Source organism: Litorivivens sp. (genome assembly GCF_041624475.1).
Classification (GTDB): domain Bacteria; phylum Pseudomonadota; class Gammaproteobacteria; order Pseudomonadales; family Spongiibacteraceae; genus Litorivivens.
In genome coordinates, this window is sequence record NZ_JBFJUX010000003.1 from 270,461 (window position 1) to 296,333 (window position 25,873).

23 protein-coding genes are annotated in these 25,873 nt (G+C 56.1%); 12 read left to right on the top strand and 11 right to left on the bottom strand.

The annotated features are described in order from the left end of the window. Window positions 1-22 precede the first annotated feature (22 nt). On the top strand, window positions 23-973 hold the full coding sequence (gene rpoS, locus ABY734_RS05950; RefSeq protein ID WP_372778084.1) for an RNA polymerase sigma factor RpoS: 951 nt from the start codon (window positions 23-25) through the stop codon (window positions 971-973). A 66-nt stretch (window positions 974-1,039) separates the two neighbouring features. Here rpoS and fdxA read toward each other — a convergent pair whose 3' ends face one another. Both fdxA and mutS read right to left on the bottom strand, forming a co-directional pair. After that, window positions 1,040-1,363: a ferredoxin FdxA gene (gene fdxA, locus ABY734_RS05955; protein WP_372778085.1), complete on the bottom strand. Its 324-nt coding sequence runs from the start codon at window positions 1,361-1,363 to the stop codon at window positions 1,040-1,042. A gap of 127 nt (window positions 1,364-1,490) precedes the next feature. Then, window positions 1,491-4,064, bottom strand: coding sequence for a DNA mismatch repair protein MutS (gene mutS, locus ABY734_RS05960; RefSeq protein WP_372778086.1), 2,574 nt, complete (start codon window positions 4,062-4,064; stop codon window positions 1,491-1,493). Window positions 4,065-4,259: 195 nt separating this feature from the next. Here mutS and recA point away from each other — a divergent pair, with 195 nt between their 5' ends. Beyond that, window positions 4,260-5,303, top strand: coding sequence for a recombinase RecA (gene recA, locus ABY734_RS05965; protein ID WP_372778087.1), 1,044 nt, complete (start codon window positions 4,260-4,262; stop codon window positions 5,301-5,303). Window positions 5,304-5,390: 87 nt separating this feature from the next. Here recA and ABY734_RS05970 read toward each other — a convergent pair whose 3' ends face one another. Further along, window positions 5,391-6,752, bottom strand: coding sequence for a cytochrome P450 (locus ABY734_RS05970; protein WP_372778088.1), 1,362 nt, complete (start codon window positions 6,750-6,752; stop codon window positions 5,391-5,393). A gap of 178 nt (window positions 6,753-6,930) precedes the next feature. On the opposite strand from ABY734_RS05970, the gene ABY734_RS05975 reads away from it, so the two are divergent. Next, window positions 6,931-7,977 (top strand): dihydrodipicolinate reductase, encoded by a 1,047-nt coding sequence (locus ABY734_RS05975; protein WP_372778089.1) that lies wholly within the window; start codon window positions 6,931-6,933, stop codon window positions 7,975-7,977. Here ABY734_RS05975 and ABY734_RS05980 read toward each other — a convergent pair. Further along, complete coding sequence (locus ABY734_RS05980; RefSeq protein WP_372778090.1) at window positions 7,952-9,946, bottom strand: DUF3604 domain-containing protein; 1,995 nt, start codon at window positions 9,944-9,946, stop codon at window positions 7,952-7,954. The genes ABY734_RS05975 and ABY734_RS05980 overlap by 26 nt on opposite strands. A gap of 254 nt (window positions 9,947-10,200) precedes the next feature. Here ABY734_RS05980 and ABY734_RS05985 point away from each other — a divergent pair, with 254 nt between their 5' ends. Genes ABY734_RS05985 through ABY734_RS05995 form a run of 3 tightly spaced genes read left to right on the top strand, consistent with a single transcriptional unit; the run spans window position 10,201 to window position 14,099 of the window. Continuing rightward, window positions 10,201-11,379 carry an acyl-CoA dehydrogenase family protein gene (locus ABY734_RS05985; RefSeq protein ID WP_372778091.1) on the top strand — a complete coding sequence of 393 codons (1,179 nt, stop codon included), beginning with the start codon at window positions 10,201-10,203 and terminating at the stop codon, window positions 11,377-11,379. 8 nt (window positions 11,380-11,387) lie between these two features. Further along, the gene (locus ABY734_RS05990; protein WP_372778092.1) at window positions 11,388-12,500 is read left to right on the top strand and encodes an acyl-CoA dehydrogenase family protein; all 1,113 of its coding nucleotides are present in this window, start codon (window positions 11,388-11,390) and stop codon (window positions 12,498-12,500) included. A 45-nt stretch (window positions 12,501-12,545) separates the two neighbouring features. Further along, window positions 12,546-14,099, top strand: coding sequence for a long-chain-fatty-acid--CoA ligase (locus tag ABY734_RS05995; RefSeq protein ID WP_372778093.1), 1,554 nt, complete (start codon window positions 12,546-12,548; stop codon window positions 14,097-14,099). 6 nt (window positions 14,100-14,105) lie between these two features. Here the strand turns inward: ABY734_RS05995 and ABY734_RS06000 are convergent, their stop codons facing one another. Both ABY734_RS06000 and ABY734_RS06005 read right to left on the bottom strand, forming a co-directional pair. Next, window positions 14,106-14,309, bottom strand: coding sequence for a hypothetical protein (locus ABY734_RS06000; RefSeq protein WP_372778094.1), 204 nt, complete (start codon window positions 14,307-14,309; stop codon window positions 14,106-14,108). 47 nt (window positions 14,310-14,356) lie between these two features. Further along, entirely contained in the window at window positions 14,357-15,295 is a 939-nt protein-coding gene (locus ABY734_RS06005) for a LysR family transcriptional regulator (protein WP_372778095.1), read from the bottom strand. A gap of 113 nt (window positions 15,296-15,408) precedes the next feature. On the opposite strand from ABY734_RS06005, the gene ABY734_RS06010 reads away from it, so the two are divergent. Continuing rightward, window positions 15,409-15,699: a hypothetical protein gene (locus ABY734_RS06010; protein WP_372778096.1), complete on the top strand. Its 291-nt coding sequence runs from the start codon at window positions 15,409-15,411 to the stop codon at window positions 15,697-15,699. A 164-nt stretch (window positions 15,700-15,863) separates the two neighbouring features. Further along, the gene (locus ABY734_RS06015) at window positions 15,864-16,607 is read left to right on the top strand and encodes a class I SAM-dependent methyltransferase (protein WP_372778097.1); all 744 of its coding nucleotides are present in this window, start codon (window positions 15,864-15,866) and stop codon (window positions 16,605-16,607) included. A 6-nt stretch (window positions 16,608-16,613) separates the two neighbouring features. On the opposite strand, the gene ABY734_RS06020 is transcribed toward ABY734_RS06015, so the two are convergent. Then, window positions 16,614-17,609, bottom strand: a complete 996-nt coding sequence (locus ABY734_RS06020; RefSeq protein ID WP_372778098.1) for an AraC family transcriptional regulator — start codon at window positions 17,607-17,609, stop codon at window positions 16,614-16,616. A gap of 209 nt (window positions 17,610-17,818) precedes the next feature. Here ABY734_RS06020 and ABY734_RS06025 point away from each other — a divergent pair, with 209 nt between their 5' ends. The 4 genes from ABY734_RS06025 (at window position 17,819) to ABY734_RS06040 (ending at window position 22,072) form a co-directional block, all read left to right on the top strand. Then, on the top strand, window positions 17,819-18,592 hold the full coding sequence (locus ABY734_RS06025; protein WP_372778099.1) for an SDR family NAD(P)-dependent oxidoreductase: 774 nt from the start codon (window positions 17,819-17,821) through the stop codon (window positions 18,590-18,592). Between the two features lie 175 nt (window positions 18,593-18,767). Continuing rightward, entirely contained in the window at window positions 18,768-19,253 is a 486-nt protein-coding gene (locus tag ABY734_RS06030) for a (2Fe-2S)-binding protein (RefSeq protein ID WP_372778100.1), read from the top strand. After that, window positions 19,250-21,496, top strand: a complete 2,247-nt coding sequence (locus ABY734_RS06035) for a molybdopterin cofactor-binding domain-containing protein (protein ID WP_372778101.1) — start codon at window positions 19,250-19,252, stop codon at window positions 21,494-21,496. Before ABY734_RS06030 ends, ABY734_RS06035 begins: the two co-directional genes overlap by 4 nt. A 9-nt stretch (window positions 21,497-21,505) precedes the next feature. Further along, entirely contained in the window at window positions 21,506-22,072 is a 567-nt protein-coding gene (locus tag ABY734_RS06040) for a hypothetical protein (RefSeq protein ID WP_372778102.1), read from the top strand. A 1-nt stretch (window position 22,073) separates the two neighbouring features. Here ABY734_RS06040 and ABY734_RS06045 read toward each other — a convergent pair whose 3' ends face one another. From ABY734_RS06045 to dusA, 4 genes are all read right to left on the bottom strand, one after another. Then, window positions 22,074-23,225, bottom strand: coding sequence for a diguanylate cyclase domain-containing protein (locus ABY734_RS06045; protein ID WP_372778103.1), 1,152 nt, complete (start codon window positions 23,223-23,225; stop codon window positions 22,074-22,076). Between the two features lie 151 nt (window positions 23,226-23,376). Beyond that, on the bottom strand, window positions 23,377-23,826 hold the full coding sequence (locus ABY734_RS06050) for a TerB family tellurite resistance protein (RefSeq protein ID WP_372778104.1): 450 nt from the start codon (window positions 23,824-23,826) through the stop codon (window positions 23,377-23,379). Window positions 23,827-23,828: 2 nt separating this feature from the next. Further along, window positions 23,829-24,773 carry a transaldolase gene (gene tal / locus ABY734_RS06055; protein ID WP_372778105.1) on the bottom strand — a complete coding sequence of 315 codons (945 nt, stop codon included), beginning with the start codon at window positions 24,771-24,773 and terminating at the stop codon, window positions 23,829-23,831. A gap of 9 nt (window positions 24,774-24,782) precedes the next feature. Further along, a complete protein-coding gene (gene dusA, locus ABY734_RS06060; RefSeq protein WP_372778106.1) occupies window positions 24,783-25,811 on the bottom strand; it encodes a tRNA dihydrouridine(20/20a) synthase DusA in 1,029 nt (342 codons plus the stop codon). Window positions 25,812-25,873 lie beyond the last annotated feature (62 nt).

The window sequence follows — 25,873 nt, forward strand, 5'->3', positions numbered from 1 at the left end:
AAACAAGACAAAGGATGTTGCCATGAGTACAGATGCCCAAGAGTTTTCAGCAGAAGAAACTTCCCTAGAAACGCTCGCCTGCATAGATATCGCGGACGTTAACGCGAAAACGCCTAAGAAACCTCGCCGCGAAACACGCGGTGAGCTGGACGCGACTCAGCTATATCTAAACGAAATCGGCTACTCTCCGCTCCTTACCGCAGAAGAAGAAGTGCATTTTTCGCGACTTGCTCAACGTGGTGATGAGGCAGGACGTAAACGCATGATCGTCAGCAACCTGCGTCTGGTCGTTAAAATTGCAAGGCGTTACACCAATCGAGGACTCAGCCTGCTGGATTTGATTGAGGAAGGGAACCTCGGCCTGATTCATGCGGTTGAAAAGTTTGACCCTGAGCGCGGTTTTCGCTTTTCAACCTACGCAACATGGTGGATACGTCAGACCATTGAGCGTGGTTTGATGAATCAGACGCGAACCATTCGATTGCCGATTCACGTGGTCAAGGAGCTCAACGTTTACCTGCGAGCTACGCGAGAGTTAACCCAGACGCTAGATCACGAGCCTACTTACGAAGAGGTTGCCAAACACGTCGACAAGCCGGTGGCGGCAGTAGAGAAGATGATGGGCCTCAATGAGCGGGTCGGCTCGGTGGATGTGCCCATGGGGCGCGAATCCGATAAGCCGCTGCTGGAATCGCTGCCCGACGAAGCGGCGCAGGATCCGGCTGATCTGCTGCAGGACAACCATCTCAAGCAAGCGATTGGTGAGTGGCTGGATGAGTTGAACGAGAAACAGCGGGAAGTGCTGGCCCGGCGTTTTGGCTTGCGAGGCCATGAACCTGCCACCCTCGAAGAGGTAGGCGCAGAGATTGGCCTGACCCGCGAGCGGGTTCGCCAGATTCAGGTTGAAGCGCTTAAGGCTTTGCGCGGTATCTTTGAACGCAAGGGTGTCGATCAGGAGGCGGTCTTTAACTGATAGTCCAACGCTTTGAGCAGACACAAAAAAAGCGGCCTAGGCCGCTTTTTTATCGTCCGGAAAAGTTCAGCGCTCCAGGTACTTGAGTTTTCCTTCCACGCCAGCCCATTCTTCGGCGTCAGCCGGTGGCTCTTTCATCTCGGTAATATTCGGCCAGATTTCGGCCAGCTCGGCATTCAGTTCCAGAAATACCTGCTGGTCTTCCGGCAACTCGTCTTCCGAGAAGATAGCGTCTACCGGGCACTCTGGCTCACACAGGGCGCAGTCAATGCACTCGTCGGGGTGGATGACCAGAAAGTTTGGCCCTTCGTAAAAACAGTCGACGGGACACACTTCCACGCAGTCTGTGTGTTTGCATTTGATGCAGCTTTCCCCAACCACAAATGTCATATTCTGCCTCGTTATCCTGTCCGAATACTTGCCTGGTAAGTGACCGCAGGTCTTTGAAGGCGGCTATTCTACCACCTCAAAAAGAAATGGGTACCACTCAATGGCTAACAATCGGTAACAATTCGGGTCACTTTTTTTCCAGAGATTTAAGCTTGTAGAGAAGCTCGAGGGCCTGGCGGGGGGAGAGCTCATCGGGTTCAACGGCCTCTAGGGCTTCCAGCGCAGGGCTGGGCTCCGGGGCCGCGGCAAACAGGTCCGGCTGGGCTGGAACGTGGCCGTTCACCTGGGTCGGCGCTACCTGCTGTTCAAGGCTGGCCAGCTTGCGGCGGGCGTTGTGGATTACAGCGGGCGGAATCCCAGCCAGTTTAGCAACCTGCAAGCCGTAGCTTTGATTGGCTGGGCCTTCCTGAACCGCGTGCAGAAACACAATGTGGTCTTCGTGCTCGGTGGCATCCAGATGCACGTTCACAGCCTCGGGATACTGCTCGGGCAGAGCAGTCAGTTCAAAATAATGGGTGGCGAAGAGGGTGCAGGCGCGAATCTCTTCCACCAAACGCACGGCACACGCCCAGGCCAGTGACAGGCCGTCAAAAGTACTGGTGCCACGACCGATTTCATCCATCAGCACCAGGCTGTTGGCAGTGGCATTGTTAAGAATGTTTGCGGTCTCGGTCATTTCGACCATGAAGGTCGAGCGCCCGCCGGCGAGATCATCGGAAGACCCGATCCGGGTAAAAATCTGGTCGACCAATGGAATACGGGCGCATCTGGCGGGCACGAAACTGCCAATATGGGCCAGCAGCACAATCAGTGCGGTCTGGCGCATATAGGTTGATTTACCGCCCATGTTCGGACCGGTAATCACCAGCATCCGCCGCTGTTCATCAAAGCGGGTATCGTTGGCGATAAAAGGGGTATCGAGGACCGACTCCACAACCGGGTGACGGCCGCCTTCGATATGCAGCTCTCCTTCTGGTGACAGCTGCGGCTGACAGAAATCCAGCGCGGTGGCGCGCTCGGCCAGGGTGGCGAGCACATCCAGTTCGGCAACAGCTTCAGCGCAGCTCTGCAGCGGCAGCAGAGACGTGTTCAGGGTTTCCAGCAGTTCGTCATAGAGCCCCTTTTCCCGGGCCAGCGCCCGGCTCTTGCTGCTTAACGCTTTATCTTCAAATTCTTTCAGCTCGGGGGTGATAAAACGTTCCGCGTTTTTCAGGGTCTGACGACGGGTGTATTCCACCGGCGCTTCGCTGGCCTGGGCGCGGCTGATTTCGATGTAGTAGCCGTGCACCCGGTTATAGCCAACTTTGAGTGTGCTGAGGCCGGTGCGCTCGCGTTCGCGGGTTTCCAGCTGTACCAGAAAATCACCGGCGTTGGTGCTGATGTTGCGCAGCTCGTCCAGTTCGGCGTCGAAACCTTCGGCAATCACGCCGCCATCCCGAATTACCATCGGCGGGTTTTCCACCAGCGCCCGGTCGAGCAGCTCGGTCAGTTCTGGAAAGTCGCCAAGCCGGTCCGCCAGTTGTTGCAGGTGAGGGTTTTCGATGGGGCGTAACTGGGCCACGAGCGAGGGCACCGCAGTGAGAGAGCGGCAAAGCCGTGTGAGATCGCGGGGCCGGGCCGAGCGCAGGGCGACCCTTGCCAGAATGCGCTCCATATCGCCAATCTGCTTCAGCTCGTCGCGAATCTGGTCAAATCGGAAATCGTTCAGCAAGTCGGCAATGCTCTGCTGACGCCCTTGCAGTTCATGCAGGTCGCGAAGGGGGCGATGCAGCCAGCGTCGCAGCAGACGCCCCCCCATGCTGGTACGCGCAGTCCCTAGTACGGAGTAAAGGGTGTTGTTTTCACCGCCGTTGAGATTGATATCCAGCTCCAGATTGCGGCGGGTTGCGGCATCGATGGCCACGCTGTCGCTGCGGTTTTCGTGCTGGATGCTGCGAATATGGGGCAGGTCGGTGCGCTGAGTTTCTTTGGCGTATTGCAACAGGCACCCCGCCGCGCCGAGGGCTGTGGTCAGCTCACTGCAGCCAAAGCCCTGCAGATCCTTGGTGCCAAACTGCTGGTTCAGCAGCCGCTGGGCGGTTTCCAGTTCAAACTCCCAGGGCGGGCAGCGACGAAAGCCAGGTCGGCTTTCCAGCGATTGGCTGATGGACAGGCTTTCATTGACTAGCAACTCGACCGGGTTCAGACGTTGTATTTCTGCCCGCAAGGCGTCTTCGCCCTCGGCTTCGAGCACTACAAAGCGACCGCTGCTGATGTCGAGGCAGGCAATGCCATAGGTATCGTCCTGTTGATGCAGGGCCACCAGCAGGTTGTCGCGACGTTCCTCCAGCAGAGCCTCGTCGCTGACGGTGCCTGGGGTGACGATCCGCACTACCTTTCGATCCACCGGCCCCTTGCTGGTCGCCGGGTCGCCAATCTGCTCTGCTATGGCGATGGATTGCCCCTTGCGCACCAGTCGGCCGAGGTAGGATTCTGCCGCGTGGTAGGGCACCCCGCACATGGGAATCGGCTCGCCGCCGGATTTGCCGCGTGCGGTGAGGGTAATGTCGAGCAGTTCGGCGGCCTTTTTGGCGTCGTCGTAGAACAGCTCGTAAAAGTCGCCCATGCGGTAGAAAACCAGCTCGCGGGGGTGATCCGCCTTGATTTTCAGGTACTGCTGCATCATCGGGGTGTGCTGTTCTTGCTTGGCTGTGGCGCTCATTGACTCTTACAGGCCCTGCGTTGTGAAGCTGGCGATTGTACGGCGGTGCACCGGTTCCGGCAAAGGCTCGCCCCGGCATTCTGTCGGTTTGATCACCTGGGTGAAAAAAGTTGCTGTCAACGGTTGACACTGCCCCTTGTTATACTGATTATATATACAGTTAATTTACTGTATGCGAAATCAACGGGGTCAGCTATGGATGATAACAAGCAGAAGGCGCTGAGTGCAGCGCTGTCGCAAATCGAACGTCAGTTCGGCAAAGGCTCGATCATGCGCATGGGCGAGCAGGAGCGTGTTGTGGTGCCGGTTATCAGTACCGGATCGCTGGCACTGGATATCGCACTGGGTGTGGGCGGCCTGCCTCGCCGCAAGATTATCGAAATTTATGGCCCGGAATCCAGTGGTAAAACCACCATGACTCTGCACGCCATTGCCGAGAGCCAGAAAAAAGGCGGTGTCTGTGCCTTTATCGATGCCGAACATGCCTTTGATCCGGGCTATGCCGAAAAATTGGGCGTCGATCTGGACAATCTGCTGATGTCCCAGCCGGATACCGGTGAGCAGGCGCTGGAAATTGCCGAAACCCTGGTGCGTTCCAGCGCGGTGGATCTGGTGGTTATCGACTCGGTGGCTGCCCTGACGCCGAAAGCGGAAATTGAAGGTGAAATGGGCGATAGCCACGTCGGTCTGCAAGCCCGTCTGATGAGTCAGGCCCTGCGAAAACTGACGGGCACCATCAACAAGTCAAACTGTACTGTGATCTTTATCAACCAGATCCGCATGAAAATCGGTGTCATGTTCGGCAATCCCGAAACCACTACCGGTGGTAACGCGCTGAAGTTCTACTCCTCGGTTCGTCTCGACATTCGCCGCATCGGCGCGGTGAAGCAGGGTGACGAAGTGGTGGGCAACGAAACCCGCGTAAAAGTGGTGAAGAACAAAGTTGCACCGCCTTTCAAACAGGCCGAGTTCCAGATCATGTACGGCAAGGGTATCTACCGTATGGGTGAAGTCATCGACCTGGGTGTGCAGCAGGGCCTGATAGACAAATCCGGTGCCTGGTACGCCTATAAGGGCGATAAAATCGGGCAGGGCAAGGCCAATGCCGCCAACTACCTGACCGAAAACCCGGAAATTGCCAACGAAATTGAAACGGCTATCCGCGAACAGTTACTCCCCTCTGCCAAGCCCGTAGAAAACGGTGAGGCCGCCAAGGCAGAAGAGGAAGAAGAAGTTTGAACCTCGACTGATCTCTTATGAGATCGCATCCTTCAGGGCGCCTTTGGCGCCCTTTTTTTGGTCCGCTGAAATCAGATGGAGGAAAGCTTAACGAGGTTTTACCACCAGAGGCAGGCCGTTTTTTTCCTTTGGCATGGGCAGATAGGTAAAGCCGGCCTGGTACCCGCTTGGCAGGCTGAATTCAAATTTACGCAGAAACTGGTGGGTAAACAGTTTGGCCTGCATCGCGCCGAAGTGCATGCCAATGCACTTGTGGGCGCCGCCGCCGAAGGGCATATGACAGAATGCGTGGCCCTTGTGTTCATTGCGCTCGGGGAAAAATCGCTCGGGGTCGAAACTGTGGGGCTTGCTCCAGTACTGCTCCATCCGGTTGGTAAAGATGGGGTACTGAAAAATCAGGGTGTGGGCCGGGATATGATGACCGCCCAGCTCGCAATCCCGGATACTGCGACGGGCCATTACGCTGACCGAAGGGTGCAGACGCTGGGCTTCCTGAAAACAGGCATCCAGTTCTGTAACGGCAGCCAGATCTTCATATTCCAGATAGTCGTTACCAATGCGCTCGCCCTCGGCCCTCAGGCGCTCCTGCCATTTAGGCTCTATCGCCAGATAGTACATCATGTGGGTCAAGGTGCTGGTAGTGGTGTCGTGGGCGGCAAACAGCAGGAAGCTGGCGTGATCAACGATTTCCTCATCCGTGAAATAGCTGCCATCGGGTTTGGTTTCCTTGCACATATGACTGAGCATATCAGTGCCATCCCCCGCGCGCCGCAGCGGGATAAGGCGCGTGATGTATTTGCGTAAAAAACGCTGCCCGTTTTTGCCGACATGGAATTTTGTGCCCGGCATATCGAGCCGGACGATGCCCATCTGCGCGTCCAATATATCGATAAAGGCCTGTGCGAGTTCTGCCGAGCCTTCGTCTTCAGCTTCGACGCCATAGAACACCTTGCAGGTCATGCGCAGTAGCAATTCCTTGATGTTGTCGTAAAAACGAAACTTTTTGTCGAATACCCACTGCTCCATGCCCTTGTCAAGAATGGGGTTCATGGTGTCGACATAACTGCGCATGGCAGGGGTTTTGAAGCTGGTTTGCATGATGCGGCGCTGGAACTTGTGTTCGTCAAAATCCAGGCACAGCAGGTTGTCACCATAGAAGGTACGCAGTGCGTAGTCATAACCCATGCGGGTTGAGAAATTGCGTTCGCTGTCGAGCAAGAGGGTTTGCGCCATGTCCGGGCCCAGTGCCATAACGCCGGGTTGTGGGCCCATATTGATGCGCGACACCGGACCGTATTTGTCCCAGTGATGCTTGGCCAGGCCGAAAGGGTCGGTGCGCAAACGCGGCAGGCAACCGACAACGGGCCAGCCTTTTTCACCGGGTATGTGGCCGAGTTTTTTGTTATTGGGCGCTTCAGTATAGCTTGATACTGAACTGTTGGTATTCATGTCGAGCTCCGAGTGGGGTTGGCACAGTGTTATCGGTTAAGGGGCTGCCAGGTATTCATCCATTGCCACCAAAGAGGTGTTAGTACGAGCCCTGGCTGCTACTCCTCGATTATTATTCGGGTTGGTATAGACCGCTTTCTGCTTCTACAGTAGAGAAACAATAATAAGGAGAGCTTACATGGCTTATCGAGTGGTTCAATGGAATATTGGTAATGTTGGGCGTCGTGCCATTATTGCCATTCACCGTAATCCGAATCTGGAGCTGGTAGGCTGCTTCGTTCGCGCAGAAGAAAAAGCCGGACAGGACGCGGGGGCGCTGGCTGGTATTGAGCCGATTGGTATTGTGGCTACACAGGACGCTGAAGCACTTCTAGACCTTGCGCCGGATTGCGTGAGTTACAACGGCCTGTGGGCCAATGTGGATGATTTCTGTCGCATACTCGAGCGCGGCATCAATGTCGTGACGACCTCAGCCTTTATTACCGGCCACGCTCTGGGCGAAGAGCAGCGTCAGCGGATTCTGGATGCTTGTGAGAAGGGCAACAGTTCCATCTTTGGCAGCGGTATTCATCCGGGCTTCAGCAGCCTGATCGGGCTGGTAGCTGCGGGCCTGTGTGACCGCATCGAGTCGGTGTCTGTCTTGGAGTCGGTCGATGCCACCGGCTACGCCTCCAAGGAAACCTGGGAAAGCTGCGGATTTGGCCTTCCCGTTACTACGCCGGGCTTGAGCGATACGCTTCGCGAAGGCTCAAAAGTATTTTCAGAAGGCGTTCGCGTTGCCGGTATAGCGCTGCAGATTCCCTTCGATGATATCCAATTTCACGCGGATTTCTCCGCCGCGGTGGAAGACTGCGACTTTGGTTTTATGAAGATCGATAAGGGCTGTGTGGCGGGCGTAAACGCAGCCTGGCAAGGTATCTACCGGGGCCGTCCAGTCGTTGAACTGAAATACCGCTGGAAGATGGGTAAACAGGTGGAGCCGGATTACCCCCTGCACGAGGGCTATGTGGTCAATGTGACCGGGCGACCCAATGTGAACTTCACGCTCAAGCACTCTTTGCCCGAAGACGAAAAGCCGCGCAATGCCATAGAGGCCATGCAGTCCAATCTGATGACCACGGCCTTGCCCGCCATCAACGCGATTCCGGCACTGTGTGCGGCCCCTGCCGGAATCCGCACTTACGCCGACCTTCCCTTGATTACGGGAGCGGGGTTTGTGGTTTAGCCTGTGAGGCGGAGTACCAGATCGGTGAACTCCAGGCCCGCTCCTGAATGGTGGGAGAGTAGAACGGTTCCTGTTCCGGGTCCAAGCAGCACTTTCCGTACACATCATCGCCCCAGGCGCCGTCGTCGAAAGCCGCCTGGGTGGCGACTTCCGCTTGCTGCTTGCAGTCTTTGCTGAAGGGGTCGACGCCGGCTGCTTTGCATTGCAGTGTCGACCAGCGACAGGTGGGGTTCTCCAGCACTCGCACATAGTAAAAGGCATTCTGCTCGGGGTTGAAAGCCGGATCCTGCCAGACGGTGCACAGGGCGGTGTGCCCCGGCCCTTCCGGAGCACAGTTTTGCGGATTAACCCGTGCCTGGGTGTCGGAGCCTGCTACATCGTAGACTTGTTCGTGTGTCTGCCCGTTTTGATCAGTCCAGCCTTTGATGATCTGTGCGCGCTGCAGATCGGTGCCGGGCTTGCCGGGCACGCCGGGGTCTTTACTGGCCGCCACCAGAAAGCGCGGTGCGCTGTTTGTGCTTGTCGGCAAATCACCGCCCATCGGCACGCCGCGTTGGTAGGCTTCGCTGATCATTTGCGGATTATCGCAAAGGCTTTCCGGCAGGTCCCAGCCGCCAAAGAAACGAAGGGTGGGGCGGGTGCCGCTGGTGGCGTAGGTTTCCTTGCGGCGAATGCCGTCGAAAACTGCGTCGCGGGTATTCTGCTCAGCCCATACCACGGCGAGGCCGCCGGCGTTGGATGCAAAGTGATCCTGAATATTGCGATAGCCCGCGTCGCGCCGTCCCAGGTGGCCGGGGTAGTTGTCTTCTTCGGCTGCCCCTGGTGTCGCGCTATGGGTATCAGTTGAGCCGATAAAACCCATTTTAAAGGGGTTAACGCCGCTCTCCTGTTGGAGCCGAGTGCCGTCTTTCAGCACATTGCGGATCATATTGCGCCGCCCGAAGTCGTCAACCGCTACCGGCGCGGCGTCGAGGGTGCGCACTTCGCCGGCCACACTCCCCAGCATGGCCAGACTGTCAGTTTTGATCTGTTCGAAATCACAGGCCTCGTCGGCGGTGGCTACGCCCCGGCCCGCGAGCCGGTCAAAGCGGCATTCGGACGCGCCTTTGTGCTGTATCAATTCGATGACAGGCTCAAAGTGAAGGCGGTCAGCTGCCTCCTGGGGTGTTTTCGGATCGGGAAACATCAGGCCGCCCGACAGATTCGGGTTGTGCGGAATCGACATCACATCGCAACCGGGTTTGCCTTCGAGGCACTGCTCTCGCAAGAGAGTCCAGAGTTTCGGAAAGTTATAGGAGCCAGTGTCGTAAGCTGAAATCGGCAGGTCAGTAACCTGTTCATTGCGAAATATGACATTGCGATGCAGGTTTTTAAACTCGGGCGCATCGGTGTATTCGTAGCCGACAAAGGTGGTGAATTCGCAGTCCTCATAGTGCTCAGCCGTAGCCTGCTGGATGTTCTGCCAGGCGCTTTTCTCGGCAGCTTCGCAATCCGACAGGGTGCAGGCAAAACTGCGTTTTTTTTCGGCTTCACGACCCGCTACCCCCAGCTTGACCCAATAATCGGCGGCCAGCAGTTGCAGGATAAAATTGGAGCTGCGGGTGGCAATGCAGGCCGGAAACCAATAGCCGAGCTTACTCGAGTCCTGTGTGCAGATATTGATAGGGCCGAGAAATTCCGCGTGATCGGTGACCGCCATGAAATCCAGTGGTCGCTGCAAACGGGCGCTGACGGTCTGTTCACCATCGGCGTCGGGTAGCGTAATCGCCTCGCCTTTACCGTAGCGATAGGCGACCCAGGGGTCGTTGCGCTGACTGGAAATATAGGAATCAAAGGAGTAGCTGGTGTGAACATGCAGATCACCGAACAGGGGCCGTTTGTCTGGCGTGTAGTCAGCGCAGGGGGCTGCCGCCAGAGGCATGGCAAACAGAGTGAGCAGTGCGGTTAGCGCCGGAGTTTTTAAAGGCATGGGACACCTGTCGATGTGTTTTGGCGTTTTTACTCGGTGCTATACCCACTATAGCAGTCGTCTTATCGGGTTTGGCCGAGGCCCTTAGATTAGGTAATCGCCAGTATTAAATCAATCGAATTAATTCTGTCTCGCCGTGGCGCGACTTATCAAAATCCTGTAACAAACTGTCAACTGGATGTCACACGGGGTCATTGTCCGCCTCTCTGCGTCGCGCGAAGCTGGTGTTTTGCTTACCCAGCGGAGGACAGGCGATGCACGCCAAATTTACCCCCGAAGAACTTTCCTTTCAGGCGGAAGTTCGCGAGTTCATGCAGGCGGAGTTTACGCCGGAGCTGGCCGCCCGAATCCGCCATCCCGACACGCTGCGCGAAGCCACTATCGAATGGCAGAAAAAGCTCGACGCCCGAGGTTGGGCTGCCAATGGTTGGCCGGTGGAGCATGGCGGCTGCGGCTGGAGCGCAACCCAACGCAGTATTTACAGCAATGAAATGGCCCTGGCGGGCGCGCCAGATGTGGTGCCGATGGGTATCAAAATGGTGGGGCCGGTGTTGTATACCTTTGGCACTGAAGAGCAGAAGGCGCGCTTTCTGCCACCGACCAAATCCAGCGACATCTGGTGGTGTCAGGGCTATTCGGAGCCGGGGGCGGGGTCGGATCTTGCGGCCCTGCAGACGCGAGCGGTTCGCGATGGCAACGACTACATAATCAACGGTACTAAGATCTGGACCACCTACGCTCAGTATGCAGACTGGATGTTCTGTCTGGTGCGCACCAGTACTGAAGACAAGCCGCAGGCGGGTATCAGTTTTCTTTTGATTGAGATGAATTCGCCGGGTATTACCGTGTCACCGATTATCTCGATTGATGATGAACACCATCTCAACGAGGTGAGCTTCAGCGATGTACGAGTGCCCGTTGCCAATCGTATCGGCGAGGAAAACGAAGGCTGGACTTATGCCAAGGCGCTGTTGACCTACGAGCGCACTGCGCTATCGGGAGTGGGCTACTGCAAACGCACTTTGCAGCGCATCCGTGAGTTTGCCGCCAAAGAGTATTGCGGTGACCGGCGTTTGATCGATGATCCGGATTTTCAGGCCCGACTGGCGGATGTGGAAATGCAGGTTACATCGCTTGAGTATCTGGAGCTTCGGGTTCTCAACGACGTCGACAAGGGCGGTGCGCCGGGCATGGAATCCTCTCTGTTAAAACTGATGGGGTCGGATTGTCAGCAGGCGGTGCAGACCCTGTTCTGGAATCTGGCGTCAGCCTATGGTGGCGTGTTACCGGGAGAAGATCACAAAGATATCAGTGGCCACGAGTTTGGTGACCGGGCACGCCGCGAGTACATGTTTGGCCGCGCAACTACCATTTATGGCGGCAGCAACGAAGTGCAGCGCAATATCATCGCTAAATTCGGTCTGGGTCTGTAGGAGGCAACATGGATTTTTCATTGACTAACGAACAGCAGATGCTGAAAGACAGCGTCGAAAAATTTGTCGCCAGCGAATACAGCCCGAGCCAGCGCGAACACCTGCTTCACGGCGATGGAGCTTTCAGCGCCGAGCACTGGCAAACCTTCGCCGAACTCGGCTGGTTGACCATTCCCTTCAGCGAGGAAGTCGGCGGGTTTGGCGGGGGCATTGTCGAGTCGGCTGTTGTCATGGAAGCCTTCGGCAATGGTTTGGTGTTGGAGCCCTATGTCGATACAGTCCTGCTCTGCGGCCAACTGCTGGCGCGCAGTGGTCAGTCTGATCTGGTCGAGCGTTACCTAACACCGCTGATGAGTGGCGAACTGCAGGGTGCGCTCGCCTGGCAGGAGCGACAAAGTGGCTGCAGTCTGGCCCATTGCGAGACCGCCGCTACTGCGCGGGATGGAGGCTTTGTGCTCAATGGCAAGAAGGCGCTGGTGAGCAATGCGGCTGCAGATCTGCTTATTGTTTCCGCCCGGCTAGGTGATCAAATCGGCCTGTTTGCTGTCCCTTCCACGTCACCAGGTGTGGAATTGCAGCGTCTGCGCTTGATGGACGGTCGCGAGGCGCTGCATGTGTCGTTGAGTGAATGCCCTGTGGCGCAGGATCATTGCTTGAGTGAAAATGGTTTGTCGCTGCTTGAGCAGGTGGTGGATGAGGCCACGGTGGCACTGTGTGCGGAAGCGGTGGGCGCCATGGATTATTTATATAAAGCGACGGTTGAATACAGCAAGACGCGCAAGCAGTTTGGCCAGCCCATCGGCAAGTTTCAGGCTCTGCAACATCGGCTGGTAGATATGTTTATGCACACAGAGCAGTGCCGTTCAATGCTGATTGCGGCGCTGTGTGCGGTGTCGGATAACAGCCCGGACAAAACGCAATCAATTGCTGCCCTGAAAACGATGGTTGGCAAATATGGGCGTCAGGTCGCCGAGGAGGCTGTTCAGCTGCACGGCGGTATGGGCGTGACTCATGAAATGAATATAGGACATTATCTCAAGCGGCTTATGATGATTGATGCGTCCTTTGGCGATGCGCTGGTGCACAGGCGTCGCTATTGCGAGCTTAATTACGCCGCTTAGATCCACATGGCGGCGAGCACCCCACAACAATAAGAGGACGGGAATATGTCGTTATTTTACAGTTTGACCGATCATCTGGATTTTCACGCCCAGGTTCGTGGCGATACTCTGCTGGCAAGCGACGATAAGAAATCGCTGAACTTCGCTGAAGCCAAGCGTCGGGTTGATCGCATTGCCGGCGCGATGGAAGCCTCAGGTCTTGGTGCCGGCGATCGGGTGGGCATTCTGGCTAAAAATTCAGTCGATAACCTGTGTACCTTTCTTGCTTGCGCCCGACTGGGGGTCGTTGCGGTAGGGTTGAACTATCGCCTGACTCAGCCGGAAGTGGAATTCATTGCCAGCGATGCGGAAATCAAACATCTGTTTTTCGACGCAGAGTTTGACGGTTTACGCGGCGACTACCTTCGCGCACAACCGGGTGTGTGCTATGACGGTGCCGACCGCACTCCGAATTTCGATAAATGGATAGAGCAGGGTGAGCCAGTCATCGACTCACGTGCTGGTGGCGACGATGTTCTTTTCCAGATGTATACCAGCGGCACCACCGGTCTGCCGAAAGGGGTGTTGATTACCCATCGCAATGTATTGTTGGTCACTTATCAGGGCCCGATGACGACGGGCAAGGGCCACCGTGTTGGCGAGAAGGGGTTGGTGGTCGCGCCCTTGTTTCACGCGGTGGGGCTGGTGGGTGCGCTGATGGGGGTGATTTACGGCGGCACCATGATTATCCAACGCGACTACGATCCGGTGGGTATGATCGATACGCTCGAGAAGGAGCAGATCAATACCACGGCGGTGATTCCTGTCATGTTGCAGTTTTCTATTATCTGCGTGCCGGATATCGCCGAGCGGGATTTCTCAAACCTGCACACCATCAACTATGGTGCCTCGCCTATCGCTGAAGACTTGCTCCGGCAGTGTATGGACATCTTCAAGTGCGATTTTATACAGGGTTACGGCCAGACTGAGGCAACGCTGGCGCTTACATTCCTGACCGCTGACGATCATCGCGCGGCGCTCAATGATAAACCGCAGCTGCTGCGCTCCTGCGGACGCGCGGTCTTCGGCACTGAGATTCGTATTGTGGACGAGCATGGCCACACCCTGCCCACGGGCGAGATTGGTGAAATTGTGGCTAGCGGCCCGCAGTTGATGAAGGGGTATTGGAAGCGCGATGACGCCACGGCCAAAACAATCGTCGATGGCTGGCTGCATACTGGCGACGCTGGCCGGATGGACGACGAGGGATATGTCTACATCCAGGATCGAGTGAAAGACATGATCATTTCCGGCGGAGAAAATATTTATCCTGCCGAATTGGAAAATGTCTTGATGTCGCACCCTGCGATACAGGATGCGGCAGTGATTGGTGTTTCTGACGAACAGTGGGGAGAGGTGCCCTTTGCCGTCTTGGTCAGCGCAGGGCAACAGGAACTGACGGCGGAAGACTTAGTGGAATTCTGTCGTGACAAACTCGCAGGTTATAAAATACCGCGTCAGCTGGCCTATGTGGAGGCGCTGCCGCGCAACCCCACCGGCAAGATACTGAAAAAAGATCTGCGTGAACAATTTCGCGACCGAATGAAAAACACCGCTTAATTTGAGTCAGAGCAGAAAGCGCTTGCTGATTTCAAAGGCCAGATAAGCCCACAGAGCAATACATACGATCAGCCCGAGCGGGCCGCGCTTTTGCTCATCTTCGCTATCGCCCTGACTCGTAATCCTCGCAGAACCGCAGGCGGGGCAGCGCCCCTGCTTGAACTTGCGACCCTGGTAACTGCAGTCCTGGCACTGGTATCCCAAGGGCATAGGGTTTCCCTTATTATTATGTGCTGTTGTCGTTTATTTAGAGCGCCTTATTTAAGAACGTACTCTCCGTAGGCGTCGATATTTTCTTCCAGTTCATGCGCCGAAACCCGACCTTCCAGAGCGGGAATGCGTGGCTCAATAGCTTCCAGCATAAAGTCCCGAAATATACGGATGCGGGCGGTGGTGCGCAAATCGATATGCGACAGCACCCAGAAACCCATGGGCTCATCCACATGTTCGCAGGGAATACGCCTCAGCAAGGGATCCATTTCACCCAGGCCGGTTGGCAGTTGTGCGATACCGTGGCCGTGGCGCACCAGATCGTGGGTCACGTTGAGAGAATTGACGCGATAGCGTACCGGCAGATCGGGAAAGCCTTTTTCTTTCCACTGGGGCAAAGGGCGGCGTTGATCCGACAGCCACATTATCGCGCCGACGCTGCGATCACCCTTACTCAAACTTTCAGCCAATTCCCGAGTGCCGTAAATCCCGTAGGCGAAATCGGCAATCTTCTTACCCAGCACATTGGGCGGTGGATCATTGGTGACCCGAAACGCAATGTCCGCCTCATGCACTGACAGGTTGAAGGGGTCTTCTGATGAGATCAGCTCAATGGTGATGTCCGGATACTTTTCGCAAAAGGCCTTCAACGCCGGCTGCAACACCCGCTGAATGGTCAGATCTACTGCGGTGACTTTCAGGGTGCCGCTGAGCTCCTGACTGTCAGCCAGTACCTGTCGTTGAATGGTATTTACCTCATCCGCAATGGCTTCCGCTGATTTCAGCACCTGCTCGCCGACTGGGGTTATCAACCAGCCTGCGGTTGAACGGTCGAACAAGCGGACGTTGAGCTGTTTCTCGAGTGCGGTAATACGCCGCGAGACCGTTGTGTGATTGACGTCCAGCGCGCGGGCCGCTGCGGTCACCGAGCCCTCCCGAACAACGGCCAGGCAATACTGAATATCGTTCCAATCTAGGTTCTGCATGTACGCACACCTGTTCTGCCAAAACGGCTATTCCTGTGTATGAGTGCAGATAGTAACGTGGTCACCGTGGCAAACACAAGCGCCATCCAAACAAAGATGATGAGGACTGGGACATGAACACACTGACAAAACTGACCGCTACGCTTTCCACTGTAATGCTGTTGAGTAGCCCGACTTTTGCCGGTACTTCCGTCAATGACATGGCGAGTATCTGCAAAGCCGGTGCGCTGGATCAATTCAACAAATCTGAACCCGCCCGCGTGAAATTCAAAGGCGTATCAGGCCCGCGTTCTGCCAAAACTGTTCGCCTGCAGGTGTTTCCTCAGAACGGTGACTCTTTCAATGCCATCTGCGAGCTGAACACCAAGACTGGCGAAATTCTTTCCCTTTCACGCCAAAGCTGAAAGGCTGCCATCCAGGCTCCCCCGATTATGGGACACCCCGCGCAAGCGGGGTTCTTTTGTGCTGCAACCCCGCGCTTGTTCAAATATTCACTATCACTGCATCTGATAGCAGGCCGTCAATTACTGCCGTAATCTCAAGGTTCAAGGCCTGACCCGGAGCTGCCATGAGCAAAGATAGATTTTCCCATGCGTCCGATGACTACCTGCGATATCGCCCCCGCTACTCCTTCTCGCTATTTAATGAACTAGCCGGGCTGGCTGAGCGGCATGAGCAGGCTTGGGATTGCGGTTGTGGCAGCGGTCAGGCGAGTCTCGCCCTGGCGCAGTATTTTCAGCGGGTGCTGGCGACGGACTTGAGCCTTGCTCAGGTCGTCGAGGCTCCTGCCCACAACAGGGTTCGCTACGCTGCGGCGCGGGCTGAGCAGCCGCCCTTGGGGGCTGAAAGTGTTGATCTGATTCTGGTTGCCCAGGCTTTGCACTGGTTTGATTTTCAGGCATTTTTTGCCGAGGTAGAGCGGGTGCTGCGCCGCGGCGGCGTGTTTGCTGCGGTGACTTATAATCTGCTCACCATTACGCCGGAAATTGATGCTCTGGTGCACGAACTTTATTACGGTCTGTTGGAGGGATGCTGGGATGCCGAGCGCCGCCACGTTGAAGAGGCCTACCGTACTATACCGCTCCCCTATAAGCCGATTCCGGGTGCTGGCGCGGGGCACAGTCTTCAGGCGCAGTGGAGCGTGGATCATCTCTTGGGTTACCTGCGAACCTGGTCCGGGGTTAAACAATATCAGAGTCGCTACGCCAAAGATCCTGTGGCTTTGGTGGAGCCCGCCCTGCGGGCCGCCTGGCAGGATGGCGAGCGAGCAGTGAACTGGCCGCTGACGGTCCTGGTCAGGCGCAAACCCTGATGGCGCTCAGGTTTCCCTCTGGCGCCGGTAGCTATTGGGCGGCATGCCGGTCCAGCTTTTGAATGACCGGATAAAGGCGCTTGGTTCCGAAAAACCCAGCTCATAGGAAATTTCCTGCACGCTGCGATCCGACTGTTCGAGCAGGTCAATGGCGGTGTCGCGCAGTAATTCGTTGCGAATCTGCCTGAAATCACAGCCTTCCTCGCGCAGTCGGCGGCGCAGGGTCTGAGGCGTCAGGCCAAGCGAGTGGGCTATCTGGTCGTAACTGGGGGCATGAGGCAGGCTGTTGCGAATATAGCGGCGAATACGCTCGGTATAACTTTTCTGGTGGGTCGGCATAAACAACAGGTTGTAGGGCAGCTGGCGCAGCAGGGCCTCCAGTTCTTCGCGGTTTTTTATCAATGGCAGGTTGAGCAGGCGTTCTTCGAAGATCAGTTCCGTCAATGGTTGCTCAAACCGGGTCGGACTGAAAAAGAGGTAGTGGTATTCGTCGCGATAGCGCGGTGCTGGGTGTTGGCAATGTACGGCCTGCAGTGGCAGCGGCGTGCCCACCAGCCAGCTCATAAAACGGTGTGTGAGCATCAGGTGTTGCTCAACCACCCACGGCGCCAGGGGGGCGCTGGCGTGCATCTGATAGCGCGCGAGCTGGCCGTCGCAGATCAGTTGGAGCGAATACCCGGTTTCAAACAGGCTGTTAAAGCGTATCTGGCGTTTTACCGCGCCGCGCAGGTCGACGCCTTCGCTGGCGTACTCCGCCATCACCCGGTAGGTGCCCAGCGGCAGAGGGCGAGAAAAATGACCCACCGCTTCGTCGGCGGACAGCTTCATTGCCTGGCGGCTGAGTTGCGCGAACTGGGCGGGTGAGATTCGCGCTTTGTCCTGATCGAGAATAGCCGGACTTATGCCTGCCAACTGCAGCAAGGCTTCACGGCTGCAGTCAGGCGAATCAAAATGTTCCAGCATGGCATGCACGAAGCAGACAGAGATGGTGCGGCTGTTCACGCGATTCCCTAGTTAAGGTGATTGAGCGAAAGAGCCATCCTATGTAACAAAATATCAATCTAATGTCACTGGCCGTCATTGTTCGGCATTGCCAGCGACGACAAGCTATGGCAGCGTAATCAACCCGCCGCAGCTTGCCGGACAGGCTTGCCAATGCCGCTGTGTGGCTGCGAGCAGAATTTTATAATTGTTTGATAGAGGGAAACTTTATGGATATCAATGGCAAGGTGGCGATCGTTACCGGCGGCGCTTCCGGATTGGGTGAAGCGACTGTTCGGGCCTATGTTGAGAAAGGTGCCAAGGTCGCCATTTTCGATCTGAACGAGGAGCGCGCTCAAAATATTATCAGCGAGCTGGGCAGCGAAAAAGTCAGCTTTTATCAAGTGAATGTGGCGGACGAAGCGTCGGTGAAAGCGGCGATTGACGGCGTAATGCAAAGCTGGGGCGCCATCCATATCTGCAACAACTACGCCGGCATTGGCAATGCGGTCAAAACCCTGAGCAAGAACGGCCCCTTCCCGCTGGATTCCTACAAGCAGGTTATCGAGGTCAATCTGATCGGAACCTTCAATGTTGCCCGGCTGGCCGCTGAGCAGATCGCGAAAAATGAGCCCTACGACGGTGCCAATGCCCGCGGTGTGATCATCAATACTGCATCGGTAGCCGCCTATGAAGGACAAATCGGGCAGGTGGCTTACAGCTCGTCCAAGGGTGGTGTGGTCGGCATGACCGTTCCCATGGCGCGTGATCTGGCGTCCTATGGTATCCGGGTAAATACCATCGTACCTGGCCTGATTCACACACCGCTGTTTGAGATGATTCCGGAGGAGGCCTATAAGTCCCTTGAGGCCAGTGTGGTGAACCCGAAGCGTCTTGGGCGCCCCGAAGAAATCGCCCACCTGTCGGTGATGATTGCTGAAAACGAGTATATGAATGCCGAATGCATCCGGCTGGATGGCGGTATTCGAATGCAGCCCCGTTAGTTTTTCTTGATTCCCACCTATGAGGCCGGCGTTATGTCGCCGGCCCTGATCCAGAACGCTTCTTTAATCGTACACGGCAAAATGTGATGTAACGGCTGGCAACATCGATATCGCCTCGCTAACATTGGCCTCCGGCACGTCCGCATTTCTATAACAGTCACGACGTGGGGTGGCAATGACGTTTCCTAAACCCAAGCAGTCCCTGGCGATCACGGTTAACGGCCGGGTTGAGCAGGCGGAAGTCAGTCCCGACAAACCTCTATTGTGGGTCTTGAGGGATGAGTTAGCGCTGAAAGGTTCCAAGTACAGTTGCGGCCGGGCGCTGTGCGGTGCCTGCACTGTTCATGTTGATGGTCAGCCGACCCGCGCCTGTGTTACGCCCGTCAAGTCGGTGGCGGGAAAGTCGGTGACCACCATAGAGGCTTTGAGCGAGACTGAGCTGGGTGCCAGGGTACAACGAGCTTGGGCCAGTCTGAACGTTCCCCAGTGCGGTTACTGCCAGTCCGGCCAGATTATGGCCGTTGTCGCACTCCTGAAAGCGATACCTGTGCCCACTGACCAGCAAATAGACGAGGCTCTGTCCGGCAATATCTGCCGATGCGGCATGTACCCGCGAATCCGCAAGGCGGTTCATGAATTGGCTGCGGGAGGCTTTGCATGAAAAAGCCTCTGTTGCGCCGTGATTTCATGCGCGCTACGGCAATCGCCGGCGGCGGTATGCTGGTGGCCTGTAAATGGGATTCCGACAGCAGCTCCGACACACCTGTCCCCAGAGGGTCTGCTGCCGACAATGCACCGCCCACTGCGGATCCAAATGCCGAACGCTGGACCCCCAACGCCTTTATTCGTATCAGTGCTGATAATTTCGTGACGGTTATCGTTGGCGCGGCGGAGATCGGGCAGGGCACAATGACGGCAGTTCCCATGATAGTCGCCGAAGAGCTTGATGCCGACTGGCAGCGAGTGAGTTGGGAACAGTCACCAGCCTCTGCAATAACTTACGGAAACCCTTTCTGGCAGGGTGAAGGAGGCCTGGGCGATCTGGATCAGGCGGGCCTGCAGATCACTGCGGCCAGTACCACGGTGCGCGGTTACTACACTTCCCAGCGGCGCGCGGGTGCAGCAGTCAGACAGATGTTGCTGGAAGCCGCCTCTGATCAATTGGGTGTTTCGGTAGAGAGCCTTACCACCCGAGACAGCTTCGTTATTCACGAGGCAAGCGGAACACGGCTCAGTTACGGTTCATTGGCTGCTGCGGCGGCAGAAAAATCTCCTCCTTCAGCACCCGCCCTCAAATCGCCTAGCGAATTTCGCCTGATCGGTCAGAGCAAACAGCGCCTTGATGCACGAGAGAAAACTGACGGCTCGCTGGCCTACGGCTTTGATTTTGAAATTCCGGATATGGTCACCGTAATGGTGATTCGCGCACCACGATTTGGTGCAATTCTGCAAAGCTCCGATGACTCTGCAGCGTGGGACGTGGATGGCTATCTGGGCAGCCACCGGGTGCCTTCGGGTTTGGCGGTAGTCGGAACCGACTTCTGGAGCGTTGAACAGGCCCGCAAGCTTATACAAACCGTATGGCTGGACGGTAGCGGGGAGGACTTATCTACCTCAGACTTGAAAGGCCAGTTTGATACCCGCAACAAACTACCGGGCCTGCCAGTGCGAAACGATGGCCTGGGGGTGATCAGTTTACTCGATGGCGAGATCACCGCTGATTATCACTTTCCCTATCTGGCCCATGCACCGATGGAGCCGTTGAACGTCACCATCGACTTCCGCGGCAGTGAGTGTGATATCTGGTGTGGCAGCCAGTGGCCCGACATGGATGCCTTGGTCGCGGCAACGGTGCTAGGCCTGCCGCCAACGGCAGTCAATTTCCACAACCTGCTGTCTGGCGGTGGTTTTGGCCGACGCGCCTGCCTTGGTTTTGATTACATTCAGGAGGCGGCGCATGTCGCCCGCGCCGTAAACCGACCGTTAAAGGTGGTGTGGACGCGGGAAGACGATATTCGCGGTGGTTACTACCGGCCCTATACTGCCTGCCGTCTCAGTGCTTCGCTTGCCGGTAGCACAATTGATACCTGGTCCCATCGTGTGGCCAGCCAGACTTTGCTGATCAGCCCGCTGGTCGAGGTGGCAACGGGGCTGGTAACGGAAGAAGTCCAAACCAGTCAGGGCGCTAAGGAAATGCCTTACGCCATTCCTAACGTCTACGTTGATACGCATTCGATCAACAATGGCGTGCCCACGCTCTGGGTGCGTTCGGTGGCAAATGCCACCAATGTGTATGCGGTCGAAACCTTCTTTGATCATCTTGCAAAGCGGGCGGCGCGGCATCCATTGACGCTCCGGCGCGAATTGCTGACTGAAAAACCGCGCCATTTAGCTGTGTTGAATGCCGTGGCCGAAATGGCTAATTGGACACCGCAGACTAAAGATAGCCTGCATCGTGGGGTGGCGCTTTTCGCATCCTATGAGAGTTTGATTGCCCAGCTGGTTGAGGCGCAGGTCGTTCAGCAGAACAATGGCTCACACAAGGTGACTATCCGCAAAATCTACAGCGCCGTTGATTGCGGCACGGCGGTGAATCCTGATTTGGTGGAGGCGCAGATTGAATCGGGCATTGTCTTTGCCCTGTCTTCGGCATTGTTCGGCGAAATTGAGCTGGAAGAGGGAGTTGTGAAACAGAGTAACTTTCACGATTACCCGGTCCTTCGAATGTATCAAACACCAGCGATGGAAACCCGAATACTGCCCTCCGATCATTCACCTGGCGGAGTAGGGGAATTGGGTGTGCCCTGCGTGGCGCCCGCGCTGGCTAATGCCATTTACGCGGCGACTGGAGAGCTTTATACCTCGTTGCCTCTGAACAACAACCCTTCACTGGTTTTTGAGTAGGGAGCTGCCATGATTCGCACAGCGCTAGTTACGGGTTTGTTGGGGGCTGTTCTAAATGTGGCGGCGCAAACGCCCCACTCATTTGATCCGATTGCGGAAGTGCTGCAGCATCCGCGTTGTTTGAATTGTCATACCTTTACCGAGTATCCGACCCAGTCGCGCAAAGTGGTGGACCCGGTCAGCGGTGACGTCAGCTATCTGCGATTCCGTCACGCCCAGCGGGTAATCCGGGGTGAAAAGGGCTTTGGCGCGCCTACGTTGCAATGCGGCGCCTGTCATCAGGACGAAAACGTTGCCGACGGCAAGGTGCCCGGTGCACCACACTGGCATCTGGCGCCGCTGAGTATGGGCTGGGAAGGGCTGAATCGCGGCGAGTTATGCGAGACGCTGAAAGATACCGATAAAAACGGTGGGCGTGATCTAGCTGCCCTGGTCAAACATATGGAAGAAGATGCGCTTGTGCTGTGGGGCTGGAGTCCGGGCGGTGATCGCGACACGCCCCCTTATGCGCATGCAGACTTTATCGATTTGTTAAAGCTCTGGGTAGCAGAGGGAGCCCCCTGTCCCACGAACTAACTCAGGATTTCAGGACGGGCTGATAGAAACTGTAGGCATTTTTCTGTTCCTTGGCGCTGTAGAGAGCCAGGTCGGCCTTTTTGCAAAGGTCATCAAGATCTGACGCGCTGTCAGGGTAAAGCGCGATACCGACACTGCAGGTCACCCGCAGAATCTCGCCGTCTATGTCGACCGGCTGGGCAATGGTTTCAATAACCCGCTTTACTACAGCTTCGACGGCCTCCATACGATCAACCTGGGGAATAAGCAGGGCGAATTCATCGCCGCCGAAGCGGGCAATCATATCGCCGGAGCGGATGATGCCGTTCAGGCGCTGGGCGATAGTTTCCAGAATCAGATCGCCGGCATGATGGCCGTAGGTATCGTTTACCGGCTTGAAGCCATCAAGATCGATATAGCCCAGTGCAAGTGTGTTTTGTCTGCGTTTGGCGAGCGCCAGCGAGCGCTCGAAATACTCAAAAAACTGAAAGCGATTGGGCAGGCCGGTCAGCATATCGTGACTGGCCTGATAGACGTAGCTGTCGCGTTCTTCTTCCAGTTTTTTCTGCAGGTTCTGATACATCAGTTCGTGAAAGATCAGAGCTGTCGTGCCCATGAAGATCAGGGCAAAAAAGAACATGACTTTTAACGCATCGCGATCAGCCTGTTCAGGAATCAGCTGTACGGAGAATCTACCGTCTGTTGCAAGCAGCACCGACAACAGACACAGGCCGACCGTTATCAGCAGCCAGACCAGGCCCAGTCGCATGCCAAACAGGACAAAGGCAAAAACGGGGGTGAATAGTGTGAGCTGGGGCACTGGTGACTGAATAAATCCGCCAGTGAGCTGGGTTGCCAGAAGATTTACCGCAAGCAATGTCGCGAAGGTGATGTTGGCCGACTGCAGGAATAGACCTTTTCGGGTCAGCAGCCAATAGGCATAGACATAAAGAGACAGGCAGCCAATGATTGTGGCTGCCGCAATGGGAGTAGTCTCCGCCATCAGGTAATAGATGGGCGCACTTAGCACGCAGGCGGTAATATTAAGCAGCAGCAAAGCCAATAACAGATAGCCGCGAAGATATTCGTCGCGGTTACTGACAATGCTGTCGGGTAATAAACGGTCTGCCGTTCTGGTAAGTCTTTCTATAATGGCATTTTTTATTATCGCCAATCCTCCCGGCATAGTAATCATTCCCTGATGTTTATGGCCTGTGGGTTAGGCTAGTGTAGCTTAAATATTGTGCAGGTTGTAATCACTTTAGGCAGGCCGGTGGCGGGGTAATTTAAGCGGCAGTCAGTATGGTGAGTCGGCGGGCGAGAGATCAGCTAAGCTGATCTGTCACTTTGAGTTTGGTGCGAATGAACTCCCTGTGCGGTACATAAATCAGTTCTGAAATCTTGCGAATCAAATGATCTTCGTACTTGGAAATTTCACCGTCGGCCAGTGCGACCTGCCACAGTGTTTCGATCAATTCCACCTTCTGTTCCGGTGAGTAGTGCTCGTTGATCAGGCTGGTATAGGGGTGGTAGGCGTTGTCTTCGGCAAACTGCTGTTCAGCCAGCTCCAGCAATTCATTCAATTCATCGTCACTCAGGCCATCGCGTTGAAGCAGGCGCTGAATAGCGTCGCGCTCGGCGCTGTCCTGCTCAAAGTCTGCTTTGGAGAGTTCGATTAACAGGGCAGCGGTGGCAAGCCGCAGGCGATGGTCGGTATCGCCTGCGGCCTGAGGAGTCATCTGTTCGCTGAAAAATTGTTGCAGTTTACGCAGCATCGCTAGCGCTCGATTAATAATTGTTGCAATTTTCGCTGGTCGGCGGCAAACAGGCGAATCCCTTCCGCCAGTTTTTCCGTTGCCATGGCATCTTCATTGAGGGCAAAGCGGAACTGGCTTTCGTCCAGCATACTCTTGGCATCGTCCGAGGTCGCATCGTCTGGACGTAAGCGGTGCGACAGCTCGCCGCTATCACTGCTTAGTTCTTCTAGCAGGGCGGGGCTGATTGTGAGGCGATCACAGCCGGCCAGCGCTTCAATCTGACCGGTATTGCGAAAGCTTGCTCCCATGACGACGGTGTTGTAGCCGTGGGTTTTGTAGTAGCGGTAAATGCGGCGAACCGAGGCCACGCCATAGTCCTGTTCGGGATCGGTCTGGTCTTCACCACGCTGCTTGTACCAGTCGTAAATTCGACCGACGAAAGGGGAGATGAGCGTGACGCCCGCATCGGCGCAGGCCTGTGCCTGGCCGAAGCCGAACAGCAGGGTCAGATTGCAGTTGATGCCTTGTTTTTCCAGTTGTTCTGCCGCGCGTATGCCTTCCCAGGTAGAGGCAATCTTGATCAGAATACGATCTGCACTGATACCGCGCGCAGAGTAAAGCTCAATGATTTCTTTCGCCTGATTAACGGTTGCTTCACGGTCAAACGACAAATGAGCATCGATTTCGGTGGAAACCCGTCCGGGTACAATGGCACTGATTTCGCTGCCGATGGCAACGGCAAGGCGATTGGCCGTGCGGCGCAGATCTGCTTCAGTGCTGCTGGCGTTAAGTTCGCCGGCGTACTGATCGATCAGGGACTGATAGCCCGGCACGCTGGCCGCCTTGAGCAGCAGCGATGGGTTGGTCGTGGCATCCAGCGGCTGGAAACGTTTGATCGCCTCGATGTCGCCTGTGTCAGCAACTACGTCACTGTAGTTGCGCAATTGATCCAGCTTGCTAGTCATGGTGCTCCGTCAGTTTTCCTGCAGGGTCTTCGAGTGTAACGGCAAATGCTGACGCTTGTTGAGGGAATTACCCAGATAATTTACCGCATCCTGAAGCACAGAGAGATCCGCGCCGGGCTTGTAGGCGTTCTCCGACAGGTGCCGTCGAAACTGTTTGGCTCCCGGCCGGCCGTTAAACAAACCCAGAATATGCCGGGTCATATGATTCAGTTTTGTGCCCTTGCCCAATTGTGACTCTATGTAGGGGAAAAAGTTTTCCAGCGCGGCGTAGGGATCGCTGCTATCGGCTGCACTGTAAAACTGCCGGTCGACGCCACACAGTATGGCCGGGCTCTGGTAGGCACTGCGGCCCATCATTACGCCATCCACGTAATTCAGATGTTCTTGCGCCGCCGCAAGTTCGGAAATGCCGCCATTGATGATGATTTCCAGTTGCGGGAAATCCCGTTTCAGGCGATAGACCTTGTCGTATTCAAGGGGTGGAATTTCTCGGTTCTGTTTTGGGCTCAAGCCACTCAGCCAGGCTTTGCGGGCATGGACAATAAACACCTCGCAACCGGCATCCGCGACGGTACCCACAAAGTCCACTAGAAATTCATAGGAATCCAGATTGTCTATGCCAGTGCGGTGTTTTACGGTCACCGGCAGTGAGGTGGCGTCGCGCATGGCTTTCACGCCATCGGCAACCAAAGCCGCCTCGCCCATCAGGCAGGCGCCAAAGCTGCCGTTCTGTACGCGGTCGGAAGGGCAGCCACAATTGAGGTTGACCTCATCGTAACGCCATTGCTCGGCCATGGCCGCGCAACGGGCCAGATCGGCAGGGTTGGAGCCCCCCAGCTGCAGGGCCACCGGGTGCTCGCTGTCGTCGAAATCCAGAAAGCGCGCCGGTTCTGCGTGGAGCAAGGCGCCGGTGGTGACCATCTCTGTATAGAGCACTGCCTGCCGGGTCAGCTGGCGCCAGAACACACGGCAGTGACGGTCCGACCAGTCCATCATCGGGGCAATACAAAAACGGCGATTCAGATTAGCTGGCGGCACTGCGGGTTTCCGGGTGAGTTGCGGGAAGTGAACACGTATAATGGCGGCCTTTCGGCGCCAGC